Here is a 13,161-nt window from a genome sequence, read left to right as displayed (position 1 = left end):
TCGTTCAAGATCGATGAACTTCTCCGTCACAGACGCCGTAGCCGAGTTTGTCGCAGCGTCTGCCAAGGAGTCTCCGTGACCGTGCCCGAAGGTATGCCCATCGGCCCATCGGCGTCCCGAACCGACATCTACCAGTTTCTTGCCTTCGCCCGCCAGGTGCTGCGGGAGAGCGCCCACCTCGATGCCCGCTGGGAAAGATCAGTCCCGGTCACGTTCGAGCAGGCCGAGCAGAGCATCAAGGTCCAGGCCGAACGGTATGCGGATCCGTTTCGGCTCTCCGTCGTGGGCGAGTTCAAGGCCGGCAAGAGTTCCATGATCAATGCGCTGATCGGGCGGCCCGGCCTGGTTCCGCAGGCGATCGTGCCGACCACCGGCGCCGTGACCGAGATCTGGGGTGCGTCACCGGAACGTGGTGAGGTGATCGCCCGCGACGGCAGAGTCATCTTCAGCGGTTCCGTGCAGGATGCGGCCGTGTACGCCGATCAGCGCTCCGACATGGGCCGCAAATACAGCGGAGCGGGCGTGCGGGTCAAACTAACCATCGACTCGCCGCTGCTGCACAACCTGATCATCGTGGACACGCCGGGCCTGGGCGCGAACGACCACGACGACGAGGTCACCATCGAGTCGCTCAAGCTGACCGACGCGGCGGTGCTGGTCGTCAACGGTCTGCGGCCCGGCGGTGAGGAGGCCGAGCGGCTGGCCGAGCGGCTTCGGATCGAGAAGCGCCGCATGATCGCGGTGGTCACCCGGATGGACCAGGTCGGCGAGCGCGAAGACGCGATCGAGGGCACCCGTGCCGCCTTCCCGGACGTGATCGAGGGCGACCCGATCGGCTTCGACACTCCCGGTGTGCTGGCCGCGCAGCAGGAACTGGAGGCGGCGCGGGCGGCCGGGGACGAGAGCCGAACCGCGCAGGCCGAACGGGACCTGGAGGCGGCGGGCCTGGTCGAGTTGCGCGACCGCCTGCGGGAGAGCCTGGTCACCGGGCCGGCCGTCGGTCAGCGCCTGGACCGCGTGGTCACCACGGTCACCAGCGACCTGGGCCGGCTCAGCCAGGATGCCGCCGGCATGGCGGGGCTGCGCGAGGGCCAAGCCAGGGCTCTGGAGACCGAGGTCACCGAGATCGCCGGGCAGATCGACAAGATCCTGCGGCCGCGGCGGGAGTACATCGACGCCAAGATCGGCGAGATCGTCGATCTGCACGTCGGCGCCTACATGGCGCAGATGGCTGAGGCGGTCGACGTCTACATCGACCGGGTAGCCGACGCCGGGGTGCTGGGCAGCGCCAAGGTGCTGTGGAACATGCGCGACAAGGAGGTGGAGGAGGAATACCGCCAGGATCTCGTCGACAAGTTCAAGACGATCTTTCCGGACGAGCTGGCCGAAGTTGCGGTGGACAGGATCAGCCGGGAGATCCACCACGTCCTGGAGGGCGAATGGCGGGAGGCGCTGCGGGATGTCCGGGCCGCGGGTGGCGGCGGGTCCTTCGACCCGGGTGATCTGGTCGATCAGATCACCGACCACCTGCGCCGGCTGGCGGTGAGCTTGGCCGTCGACGGCGCATTACTGATCATGCTGTTCAACCCGGGCGGGATGCTGTTCGAGCTGGCCCTGCTGGCGCTCTCGGCCAAGGCTGGTAACAACGTGCTGCGGCGCGGGCCGGCCCGCATCCAGCGGATCAAGCGGCAGGCCCGGATTCAGCTGCTGGGCCAGCAGCAGATCTTCGCCCACAAGACCGCCAAGCCCTTCTACGCGCTGAACGCCCAGACCTTCGACGGCCTGGTCCAGCAGACTCGTACCGCCGCCGGCGGCAAGGACGCCGAACGCCTCGGTCTCGTTCAGGAGGCCGAGCAGTGGAAGTCGGCCATCCTGCAAATCGGCAGGCTGACCAAGGACGCCCGGCAGCTGCGGACGGGGGACGCCGCGTGACCGCCGCCGAGAGGTCCGTCACGGAGGTCGCCGCAGTTGCCGGCGACGCGCTGCGCCGGCTCGGTCTCGTCGACCTTGCGGACAAGGTGGGCGGGCTGCAGACTTTCCTCGCCGGGGGCGTGGTGGTCGCGGTCGCCGGGGAGCCTGACTCCGGGCGTACGCAAATCGCCGCCGCCATCGCGGCGGCCCAGCCCGCGGCGAGCGTCGCCGAATATGAACCCGGCAAGATCCCACAACTGCCTGCGTGGGACCTACTGGTGGTGACCACCCCGGCCGTCCGGGCGCTGAGCCGTAAGGAAGCCGTCGATCTGCTGGACGCCTGCTCGTGGCGGTGCCCCGCCGCCCTGGTGGTCACCCGGATCGACCGCGCGTCCGGGGCCGATCCGTGCGCCGAGCTTGAAGAGGCGCGGCTCCGGCCGGAACTCGCCGGCTCCGGCGTCCGTTGGTGGTTCGCCGGCGAGAGCGGTCCCGCCGCCGAGTTCGCCACGTTCATCGGGCAGGCGACCGACGGCGACCCGGCCGCGCTGCACGAGGCCGCCGCCCGCGCCACGCTGAACCGGGTCCTGACCGAGGCCTCCGGGAACCGGCTCGACGAACGCCTGCGCCAGCGGGATCGCGAGGTCTCCGCGGTACGTACGGCGCAGCGCCAGCTGTCGCTCACCGTCGTCAACCTCGGCGACGCGGCCGGCAGGGTTCCGCTGGCCGTGGAAAGCGCCGTCCGTGATCTCGAAGGCCGTCTGTGGCTGACCGCGGACGCTCTCGCCCGCAGCGCGCTGGCCTGGGCGGCCGCCGGGTGCCAGGGCGACTGGGCGGACGTGACCGAGCCGATCCGCGTGGGCTGGCAGGAGTTCCAGGAGTCCCTCGACCGGGTGGTGCCCACCGCCCGGGACCAGTTCCGCGACGGCGTCGACCGCTTCGAGACGGAGCTCGGCAAGCTGCAGTCCCAGCTCGACGTACGGCACGAGCCGCCACCGCTGGCCTGGCCCGGCACATGGAGCAGCCCCGAGCTGGCGGAACGCCGGGCCGCGCTGGCCTCACTGGACCTGGAGCCGGTGCTGGCCAGGCTGCGCGAGACCTGCACCAATGTGGCCGATCTCCTCGGTGAGCAGCCCGAACCGGAGCCGCCGAAGAACACTGCCGGGACAATGATGATGCGTCGGGCGCCGTCGGCCCTGCGCCGCGGCAAGGCCATCCTCGACAAAATCGAGGAGATGGTCGAGCGGGCCACTGCCGACGAACCCTCGGACCGCATCTCCATCCAGATCACCCACGATCTCGAGGCGCTGACGAAGGACCGGCTCGCCCGGTTCGCTGAGGTGGCGGCCGGGCTGGCGGAGAAGGCCGCGCGCGCCGACGCAGCAGCCACCGGCTCGGTGCTGCAGACGCGCACGGCGGCCATCGCGTCGGCCGTCGACGAGCGCAACGCGTGGGGGTCCGCGTACGCCGACGTCGTATCCCTCCTCGCCTGGTCGCGGAGCTGGTGAGCGTGCCGGAACCGTTCACGCTGGCCGTGGTGTCGCGGGCCCCCGCCGAGCAGAGGCGCTTCGTGCACGACGTGCTCGCCGACACCATCGGTGCTGTCGGCGCCCTGCACAGCGGCACCCGGGTGCTTCCGGTGCCCATCGAGTTCCGGTATGCGAAGACGCCGAGCATGCGCCGGTGGGCGCCGACGCGCACCGGCGACCGGCCCACTCCCGCCCGGCTCTGGGATCCCGGCGACCTGGACGTGCCGAACCTGCGCCGCGTCGACGTCGCCCTCCCCGCCCGGCTGCTGGACCGGTGGGACTGTCGGCTCCTCGTGCTGCCGACCACGTGCGGCGGGGCGGAGCTGGACACCCTGCCCCGCGAGAACATGGGGATCCTCTTCGTACGGCAGCCGCGCGGATCGAGCGACGTCGAGGAGGAACTCGAGGAGCACCTTCGGGACCGGGTCGGCGCCGTCGTCGAGCCGCTGCTCGCGCCAGATCTGACGGCCCGGCGCAGCGAACTGCGGATCGAGGAGTTCCCCGGCGCGACAGTCCCGTTCGTGCTGCCGCTGGTCACCGCGCGGTTCCATCCGGCAGCCGCGGACGAGAGCGAGGAGAGCGAGCTGCTCCGGCTGACCGTCGCTGCTCTGCGCGCCGCGCCGCAGCTCACCACGCAGATCCGGACCGGCCAGGACGGTCGCCGCGAACGCCTGCGGTCCCTCGGCGCCGCCTGGGTCGACAACACCGCCCGGCTCGCGTCGACCGCTCAGAACGCCATGCCTGACGACTATGCCCGGCGGATCCCGACGGTGACCAAGGCGCTGGACCGGATCACCGTCGTGGCGGGACTCGCCGACGCGATCGAGATGCGCCGGCTGCGACGCCGGCTCGCCCGGCGCCTGCACGAGTACAACGAGGAAGGTCCCGTCGTGGAGCCGGTCGTGACCGAAGATCCTCCGCTGCCGCCCGGCACGGGCTATGCCCACGACCGCAATCTGCTGGCCGGCCTGCTGCGCGCGGCCGCCGGAGACGAGTCGCTGGGGCTGACCGAGCAGGAACTGGCCTCCTTCGGCGGGCTCTCCCAGCGGGTCGAGGAGGACCGGGTGGAGATCGCCGTGATGGGCCGGTTCTCGAGCGGCAAGTCGTCGGTGATCAACGCGATGCTCGAGGTTGAGAACAACGACCGCGACCCCGTACTGCTGCCCACCAACGTCAAGCGGGAGACCTCGACGATCAACATCATCGAGTGGGCGCCGGAGCGGAGCCTACTCGGCATCGACCTGCTCACCGCCACCGAGCTGCGGTTCCTGCGGCCGAGCGGCATCCGGGACGGGTTCAAGGTGGCCGAGGAGGAGGTGGCCGCGTTCGCCGCGTGGCGGGCGTCTGGGGAGGTGGCGTCCGGCGACTTCGTGGTCACCGACATGAGCCCGGACGGCCGGGACTACGCCGTGGCGGCGAGCCGGGACGACGAGTCCTTCCGCCGGATCCTAGATACCACCGGTGGAACGGCGAAGTTCGTCTACCCGCACCGCAGCGCCTCTGCGCCGCAGTTGCCCGGCGCGCCGGTCGCGCGGAGCGCTCGCATCGACCGGTTCGACCAGCCGCCGCCGCCCCTCGGCGCAAGCGACCTAAAGACGGCGCTGCGGGCAGTGGCCGTCCCTTCTTACGCCCTCCGCGTGCATCATCTGCGCATCGGCTACAACCACCCGCTGCTCAAGCATGTGTCCTTCATCGACACGCCCGGCAGTGATGCGCCCGTACCCCACCACCGCGAGATGGCGCGGCGCATCATCGCCGAACGCAAATGCCCGGTCATCTACTGCTTCGACGGCACGGGCTCGTTCGAAGGCAAGGAGGACACCGCCAATCTGCGGTTCCTCGCGAGTTGCGGCGTCGGGCAGGAATCCAGCCGCTTCTTCTTCGTCCTCACCCGGCGCGGCAGCCTGGACCCGCAAGGCACGGATGCCAGGAAGCAGGAAACCCTGCTCAAGGACCACATGGAACGGATGGGTGTCGGCCGGCCGGTCACCTATTTCGTCGAGACGCGCACGCGCAATCAGGCTTTCGACAACCTGGCCGAGGCGGTCGGCAAGTACGTCGCCACGATCCGCGAGCCGCGCCTGCTGGCGTGGATCGACGAGGCCCGGCACGCGCTCGCCGAGGTGGCCCGGCGGCACGAGGCGCAGCTCGAGCAGTCCCGGCTGCGCGAGCAGGCGCGCAAGGCCGCCGCCGACCGGCTCCGCAGCCAGCACCGGAGGATGAAGCGCATTCTCGACGACCTGGAGACGTCACCGGGCTGGGGACGGTTCTGGGCGCGGGAACAGGTCGGCTCCCGGCTGCAGCAGCTCACCCGTCCGGTGCAGCTCACCATCGAGGGCCTCGTCGACAAGGACGCCTTCGACGATGTCGAGACCACGCTGGAGGGCCAGTTCGCCACCCTGAACACCGGCGCGGAGGCGCAGGTGCGCGAGGTGCTGAACGGCATGGCCGGAAAGTTCGCCACGCTCGTCGCCGAGGCACTGCCGGAGCAGAGCATCGCGCGGCCGCCCTACACCCACGAGGAGGTCTTCTTCACGGCCGAGACAACTCTCGGTGGCGCCGGCCGGGCGATCTGGCACTCGCTCTGGGACCGGATCTTCAACGGGGAGAGCCGCGCGAAGGACATCACCGACAACCGCGGGCGCATCGAGAATCCCTGGAACGTGAGCTGCAGCGCCGGACACGCCGACGCGCGCCGGCTCGTCGACGAGCATCACGCCCAGCTCCGCGCCGAGGGCGAACGGGTCGCCGGCAGCGTCGCCGCCGAGCTGGCCGCCCTGGAGGCCCCGGCGGACCTGGTTAGCGCGGATGTCCTCCGCGACCGCCATGACCTGGCCCAACGCTATCGGCGCCTGCTGGGCGACCTGCGCCGGCGGAGCCCCGCGCCATGAGCAGGTCGGTGAGCAGGCGGGCCGCCCAGCGGTCGCCGCGGTCGGCCAGCGCTTTTTCGTCGCCGCGCTCGGCCAGGAGCCTGGCCAGGCACAGAACGGCGTCGTCGTCACCGGCGTCGGCGCGGCGCACCAGCCCGGCCTCGTCACCGCGCTCGGCCAGCAGGGCGGCCAGCTCGCGGGCAGCCCGATGGTCGCCCGCGTCGGCCCGCCGGGTGAGCTCGGCCTCGTCGCCGCGGCTGTGCAGCAGCAACGCCAGCTTGAGGGTGGCGTTCTGGTCCCCGTCGTCGGCGCGGCGGCTCAGCGCGGTCTCGTCGCCGCGGCCCGCCAGCAGCTCGGCCAGCCAGATCGGAGCGTAGGCGTCGCCGTTCCCGGCGCGGCGTGCCAGTTCGTCCTCGCGGCCCTGCGCGGCCAGCAGGCGGGCCAGCTCGGCCCCGGCGTGCCGGTCGCCGCCGTCCGCGCGGCGGGTCAGCTCTCCCGTGTCGCCCCGGTCGGCCAGCAGTCGGGCCAGCTCCACGACGGCGTTCACGTCGCCGCGGTCGGCGCGCTCCGCCAGGGCGGTCTCGTCCTGCCGCGCCGCCAGGAGGCCGACCAGGGCGCGGGCGGCATAGTGGTCGCCCCGATCGGCGCGGCGGCTCAGCTCGGCCTCGTCGGCCCGCTCGGCGAGCAGGTGGCTGAGCCGCATGCCGGCGTCGCGGTTCCCGCCGTCGGCGAGCAGGGCCAGCTCCGCCTCGTCCACGCGCTCGATCCGGATCGCGGCCAGCGACTGTGCCGCGTACGTGTCGCCTTCGCCGGCCCGCCGGGACAGTTCGGCCTCGTCGCGGCGCTCAACGAGGAGCGCGGCGAGCAGCTGGGCGGCGTGCTGGTCCCCGAGCTCGGCGCGCCGGCTCAACCCGGTCTCGTCCCCTCGTTCCTGGAGCAGCCGGGCCAGGAGCTGGGCAGCGCTCCGGTCGCCGTCGTCCGCGCGGCGGGTCAGCTCGGCCTGGTCGCCGCGCCGGTGCAGCAGGACGGCGAGCAGCCAGCCGGCGCCGTCGCTCGTCTCGGCCCGCTGTGCCAGCCCGGCGGCGTCACCTCGCTCGAAGAGCAAGTTGTCCAGGGCGCGGGAGGCGGGTAAGTCGGCCCGGCGGGTCAACCCGGCGACGTCGTCCTGGCCTGCGAGCAGCGCAGCCAGCGACTCGGCGGCTGATCCGTCGCCGTGATCGGCCCGATAGGTCAGATGGGCCAGGGACCGCTCCTCCAAGGCGCGGACCAGGCCGGTCCGGCCGTGGCGGGCTGCGGACGCGGTGATCGTGGCGAGCGTAGCCGGGGTGGCGTGCCGGGCGAGGATCGGCCAGAGCCGCTCGTCGACTGCCGGGGCGCCGGTGCGGTGTGCGTGGGAGAGCAGGTAGTCGAAGGCCCGGTCCCCTCGCGCGGGCCGGTGAATGAGCAGTCCCGTGGCACCCGCGACCGGGGCGCGCGCCCAGGCGAGGGCGGCCGGCCAGACAGCATCCTCCGCGGCCGCCGGAACGGGAAGGTAGAGCCGGTGCGCCTCGTGCAGGAGTCGTTCAGGGACGGGCGTTGTGTAGCCGGCGCGGTAGCAGTCGATCGCCGCAGCCACGATCGCGGCGCCCGTCCGTCTGACCACATCGCGTTCGCTGGCTCCGGCCTGCTCCCACTCGGTCAACACCTGCGGACCGGCGGCTAGCCACTCCGCCAGCCCGTAGCCGTCGCCGACCTTGGTGAGAGCCTCGGCAATCCACGGGTCGTCGAGGCGGCGGGCGCGGTCAAGCTCGGCGGCCAGCTCTCCTGCCGGCGGTCGGCGGTGCAGGGTGATCCGGCGGACGGCGGGGTACCGGAGCCGGCGTCCGGCCGCTGTGCCGCGCAGCGCGTCCTCGGCGTCCGTACGGAGCGTGGCCAGCACAATCGTCGGACCTGAGGGCAAGTCGAGGAGTCGCTCCAGCACCTCGGCGCCCCGGCTCTGCTGGAGGAACTCGTCGGCCTCGTCCACCCAGACGACAGTGAAGGCCAGATTCGGGCGGCGGTCCAGCAGCTGCGCCAACAGGTCCGGCGTACGGGGAACGAGCAGCCGCCAATCCGCGAGCTCGGCCCGGGCCGCCTCCATGGCGGTCCGGCTCTTGCCCGCGGTCGACTCGCCGGTGATCAGCACCAGCACCGGTGGCCCGTCGGCGGCAGCGACCAGTGCTGGTCGCAGCTGGGTGCGGTCCCGCTCCCGGAGTACGTAAGCGGGCAGCACGCCGGCCGCCGTCCGCTCGCTCAGGTCCTGCCCGGAGGCGAGGACTGCGATCGGGTGGTGCACCCCGAACCGCTGCCAGTCGGTGATCTCCTTAACCAGCGGCAGCCGCTGGCCGTCCGCCGACGTCTGCCGGACCAGCGCCGACAGGTCCCACTCCGGACGGGTGCGGGCGGCGGAATCCTCCGCATGCGCCGCCCTAAGCAGGCCGAGGATTTCCGCCCGCCGTTTCGGTGCGCACCGCGAAACCAGACCGTCGACGTCGTGGGTGTCGGGCAGCTGATGCCCGCTCAGCAGCTCGGACAGCCGCCGGCGGCCCATCACACGGGGCATGGCCGAGCCCAGCTCCTCGAGGGTCGCGAAGGCCGAATCCCGCACCAGCCAGCGCAACGCGTCACGCAGTGCGGTGGCCGCCGGGCGACCGGGAATGGCGGCCTGCGACGGTAGCCGGATCCGGCCCGTCCGGCCCTCGTCCGCCGCGTTGCGCGGACTGAGCTGGTCAGCCACAGTGCCCGTCCGCCGGTCCTGGAGGACGGCCAACGATCGGCATCAAATAGCAGACAACCAATCCAGCACCTGTACTCGGATCACCAATGGAGACAACTGGCATGTCGACTACATTCCTCGCCGAAATCTACATCGGCTACCTCGCACTGCGAATGCTGTGCGCCGTCGTGCTCATCGTCATGGCCGGCTGGGGTGCGCCGCACGCCCAGAAGGTCAAGCTAGTGAAGACCTATCTGCTGCTCAGCCAGGACACCGTCCGTAGCAGGGTCCGGTCGGGATCGACATCCGGGCGTCGCAACGGGGATGGTTATGGGCGCCTAGCGCCTCAGTCGCGAACAGGGCGCTAACGGACGCGGCGCGGTCGGCGTCGCACCCGTCCATCTCCTGCAGCGGGATCTCGCCGCGGTCGCTGCCGGACTGACCCTGCCCTGAAGTTCCGGCTCGATCGAAGGCCAAGTCAACCGCGTGAAATGCTTATAGGGAGGCCAGCTGGGTCCGGCGTCGCTGTTCGAGCGGGTCACCGGTGGTGGTGAGGGTGGCGGCGTGCTGGACCTGCCGGCTCGTGGAGTGGCCGCGGAACTGCTCGCGCAGGTAGTCACCGGCGGTGAGGATCACCGATTTGAACAGGTTGATGGTAGCGGTACGGGTGTCGCTGTAGTGGCGGCGGCAGACATGCAGGAGGCGCAGAGCTTCCCGGTCGCCGTCAGCGCGGGGCGTCGCGACGTGGTCGGCGGCCAGGACCGCCCGGGCGGCGTGAACCGCGTCGAGTACATCGGATTTACCGCCTCGCCGCCGGACCGTGGCGACGGGTTTGGGTGCCTCCAGGGCGTCTTCGCCGGCGGTGCGCAGGACCCGCAGCAGCCCGACGCCATGCGATCGGGCGCCATCAAGAGCCCAGGCACGACGGCCTGATCCGAGCTTGCTCGTCTGCTGATTGGCCCAAGCCAGCAATATGGCGGCGCCTTGGGCGGTGGCCGGCACGGTCAGCTCAGCCAGCACCGTCCCGACCGGTGTCACTACCGCTGCGGTATGGGTGTCGGTGTGGGTATCCACACCGATCACCGCGTCGACGCGGTCAGCCAGTCGTTCTGCCAGGATGGACGGCACGGACGGTTCTCCCTTGCACGGGGCGACGTTCTGACGGCGTCGGCCCGGGAGACGCTCACCCGGCGGCATATCTGTGATGAGTCACGCCCAGGGTTTGCAGACCCTGTCGCGGACAGGCTTCTGATCAAGCCAGCAAGGTGGGCCGGGCCGGCACCGGCGATCCACGGGGACGAGTCGCATCAACGGCACACCGTCACACGGCGGCCAGATCTTGTAAGAGTCACCCGTAGATCACCAGTGCCGGACCCTACCGATACCGATCACTCCCGGAACCAGCCCACCTATAGAAGCGTCGCATCGACTATCGCTCGACGCGGATGCTTCGGGATCCGCCCCGGCGATTTGATCGGCGGGAGCATTGGCTCCACGATCTCCCACTGCTCATCAGTCAGGTCCGACGGGTACCGACGTTCGCGCTCCACCAAGCCAGCTTCAGACCGCTTCCGTCGCGTCCAGGGACACACCGTGCGACAGCACTCTCAAACACTCACTTATTCAACCAGTCTCAGTCAGTCAGCGGGCGTTCGGGCGCACCAGACCCGACTCGTACGCCGTGATCACCAGCTGCGCGCGGTCTCGGGCGCCGAGCTTGCTCAGTAGCCGGGTGATGTGTGTCTTCACGGTGCCCGCGCCGAGGTGCAGGTGCTCGGCGATCTCGGTGTTCGACAGGCCGCGGGCGATCAGGCCGAGCACCTCCCGCTCGCGTTCGGTGATCACCTCCAGCCCGCGCGGCGCGGCGGCGGCCGGCCCGCCCTGCCCGGTGAAGGTGGCGATCAGCTTCCGGGTCACCCGCGGGGCCAGCAGCGCGTCACCGGCGGAAACCAGCCGGATGCCGTTGAGCAGCTCGGCCGCCGTGGCGTCCTTGACCAGGAAGCCGCTGGCCCCAGCCTGAAGCGCGGAATACACGTACTCATCGAGGTCGAAGGTGGTCAGGATGAGCACCCTGACGTCCGTGGTCTCCTCCGACGAGCAGATCCGCCGGGTCGCCTCGATGCCGTCCATCTCCGGCATCCGGACGTCCATCAGCACCACGTCCGGCCGTAGTTGCCGGGCCAACCGGACCGCCTCGGCACCGTTGTGGGCCTCGCCCACCGGCGTGTAACCGGGGGAGGCGTCCAGCAGCGCCCGAAAGCTCTCCCGCATCAGCGCGTGGTCGTCGGCGAGGAGCACGGCGATGTCCGGCGCGGCCTCGGTCATGCGGTCTCCTCGGTCGTGTACGCGATGTCGGCGGTCACGCGGAACCCGCCCTCGGGACGGGCCTCAGTGGACAACGTGCCGCGGTACATCGTCACACGCTCGCGCATGCCGATGAGTCCCTGCCCCGCGCGGCCCCTGTTCTGCTGCTTGCGCCCCTGCCGTTATCGGCAACCGCGATGTGCACCACGCCGTCCACGGCTCGCACGGTCACCTCGCACCGGCTCGCCTCGGCGTGTTTGAGCACGTTGGTCAGCGGCTCCTGGACGATCCGGTAGACGGTCAGCCCGACCGCCGTCGGCAGCTCCTCCGTGCCGCTCACCGTCAAGGTGACCCGGAACCGGGGCGACTGCAGCCGCTCAGCGTGACCGCGGACATCACCCGGCCGGTAGCGGCGGCCGCCGAGTACAGCATCGACGCGATCGGGGTCCAGGTCATGAACAGGACGCCGATCCCGGCTACGCCGGTGGCGGTGGCGACCGCGGCGGCCGTGACCGCGACGGCTAGCGCCGGCAGCGGCCACCGGCGGCGGACCGCCAGCGGCAGGGACACCGCCGCGGCGGCGAGCCAGGCCACCCACACCGGGCCGGTGAACTCGGGCCCGGCGGGTCGAGGGTAGCGGCGGCGACGAAGTACGTCAGGAGGACGGCGGCAGCGGCATCGATCAATGTTTCGCGCGCCTCGAAACCGTAGAGCCGGGTCACGCGGCCACGCTAGACCGACTCCGGTCCGGACCGGAGGTATGACTCAGGTCAGACAACAATGTCCGAGCTCGGTCAGACGCGCCGCAGCCGCCCTGACTGACACGATCAAACACATGATCGAGCTGGTAGAGCTGACCAAACGATACGGATCGACACTGGCGGTGGACCGGTTGTCCTTCGAGGTCCGGCCAGGCGTGGTGACCGGTTTCCTCTTGCCGAACGGGGCCGGCAAGTCCACCACGATGCGGATGATGCTCGGCCGGCACCGCCACACGTCCGGCCAGGCTCTGGTCGGCGGCCGGCGCTACGACGAGATCCGTCATCCGCTGCACGAGGTCGGCGCGGTGCTGGACGCCGACGCCGCGCACTCCGGCCGCACCGCCTTCACCCACCTGGCCTGCCTGGCCCGGTCCAACGGCATCAGCAAGAAACGCGTCAGCGCAGTGCTGGAGCAGGTTGGACTGTCGAGCGTGGCGAACAAGCGGGTCGGCGGGTTCTCGCTCGGCATGAAGCAGCGGCTCGGCATTGCCGGCGCGCTGCTCGGCGACCCGGCCGTGGTGGTCCTCGACGAGCCGGTCAACGGCCTGGACGCCGCGGGCATCCGATGGATCCGCTCGACGCTGCGGTCGCTGGCCGCGGAGGGCCGCACCGTGCTGCTGTCCAGCCACTTGATGAGCGAGATGGCGGTCACCGTGGACCGGTGCTGATCATCGGCAAGGGCCGGCTGCTCGAGGACACCTCGGTGGCGGAGATGCGCGACCGGTTCGAACGCGACGTGCTGGTTCGGACCACGCGGCCGGCCGACCTGACCGCGGTGCTGACCCGGCTCGGCGCCGCCGTCACCCGCGCCGACGACGGCGATCTGCTCATCGTCGGGATGGAGGCCTCGATCATCGGCGACGCCGCCGCGGCCAACCGGATCCCGTTGCACGGGCTCACCCCGCGCAGCGCCACGCTCGCGGACGTCTACCTGCACATGACCAACGAGGCCGCCGAGTACCGGGCCACCCTTTCGGAAGGAACGCTCCGATGACCCTCCTGCAGACCGGCCCGGCCCCGACGAAGACCCCGGCTCCGGGCAGCACGTTCGGTGA

Annotated in this window: 8 protein-coding genes and 2 pseudogenes; 4 read left to right on the top strand and 6 right to left on the bottom strand. The window is 71.1% G+C overall.

Going from position 1 to position 13,161, the window contains the following annotated elements; genetic code table 11:
- Positions 1 to 75: 75 nt before the first annotated feature.
- Genes I4J89_RS45340 through I4J89_RS51870 form a run of 3 tightly spaced genes read left to right on the top strand, consistent with a single transcriptional unit; the run spans position 76 to position 6,328 of the window.
- The gene (locus I4J89_RS45340) at positions 76 to 1,932 is read left to right on the top strand and encodes a dynamin family protein (RefSeq protein ID WP_196420435.1); all 1,857 of its coding nucleotides are present in this window, start codon (positions 76 to 78) and stop codon (positions 1,930 to 1,932) included.
- Complete coding sequence (locus I4J89_RS45335; RefSeq protein WP_196420434.1) at positions 1,929 to 3,416, top strand: hypothetical protein; 1,488 nt, start codon at positions 1,929 to 1,931, stop codon at positions 3,414 to 3,416. Before I4J89_RS45340 ends, I4J89_RS45335 begins: the two co-directional genes overlap by 4 nt.
- 2 nt (positions 3,417 to 3,418) lie before the next feature.
- Entirely contained in the window at positions 3,419 to 6,328 is a 2,910-nt protein-coding gene (locus tag I4J89_RS51870; protein ID WP_196420433.1) for a dynamin family protein, read from the top strand.
- On the opposite strand, the gene I4J89_RS45325 is transcribed toward I4J89_RS51870, so the two are convergent.
- From I4J89_RS45325 to I4J89_RS50575, 6 genes and pseudogenes are all read right to left on the bottom strand, one after another.
- The gene (locus tag I4J89_RS45325) at positions 6,237 to 9,062 is read right to left on the bottom strand and encodes a DEAD/DEAH box helicase family protein (protein WP_196420432.1); all 2,826 of its coding nucleotides are present in this window, start codon (positions 9,060 to 9,062) and stop codon (positions 6,237 to 6,239) included. The genes I4J89_RS51870 and I4J89_RS45325 overlap by 92 nt on opposite strands.
- Before the next feature lie 474 nt (positions 9,063 to 9,536).
- On the bottom strand, positions 9,537 to 10,169 hold the full coding sequence (locus I4J89_RS45320; RefSeq protein ID WP_309238770.1) for an IS110 family transposase: 633 nt from the start codon (positions 10,167 to 10,169) through the stop codon (positions 9,537 to 9,539).
- Positions 10,170 to 10,462: 293 nt separating this feature from the next.
- A pseudogene (locus I4J89_RS50585) lies at positions 10,463 to 10,591 on the bottom strand (transposase); the annotation flags it as partial.
- Positions 10,592 to 10,682: 91 nt separating this feature from the next.
- Positions 10,683 to 11,366 (bottom strand): response regulator, encoded by a 684-nt coding sequence (locus I4J89_RS45315; protein ID WP_196420431.1) that lies wholly within the window; start codon positions 11,364 to 11,366, stop codon positions 10,683 to 10,685.
- A 91-nt stretch (positions 11,367 to 11,457) separates the two neighbouring features.
- Complete coding sequence (locus tag I4J89_RS50580) at positions 11,458 to 11,685, bottom strand: ATP-binding protein (RefSeq protein WP_230860699.1); 228 nt, start codon at positions 11,683 to 11,685, stop codon at positions 11,458 to 11,460.
- A 2-nt stretch (positions 11,686 to 11,687) separates the two neighbouring features.
- Positions 11,688 to 11,945, bottom strand: a complete 258-nt coding sequence (locus I4J89_RS50575) for a hypothetical protein (RefSeq protein WP_230860698.1) — start codon at positions 11,943 to 11,945, stop codon at positions 11,688 to 11,690.
- A gap of 235 nt (positions 11,946 to 12,180) precedes the next feature.
- Between I4J89_RS50575 and I4J89_RS45305 the strand changes: the two are divergent.
- Positions 12,181 to 13,161, top strand: a pseudogene (locus I4J89_RS45305) (ABC transporter ATP-binding protein).

The organism is Actinoplanes aureus (assembly GCF_015704865.1).
In the GTDB taxonomy this organism is placed as follows: domain Bacteria; phylum Actinomycetota; class Actinomycetes; order Mycobacteriales; family Micromonosporaceae; genus Actinoplanes; species Actinoplanes aureus.
The sequence above is the reverse complement of the archived record's forward strand: the minus strand, read 5'-3'. Positions and strand labels throughout refer to the sequence as shown.

Bases quoted from the DNA above. Each gene is read 5' to 3' on its own strand.
- I4J89_RS45315 (WP_196420431.1), bottom strand. From the start codon at position 11,366: ATGACCGAGGCCGCGCCGGACATCGCCGTGCTCCTCGCCGACGACCAC.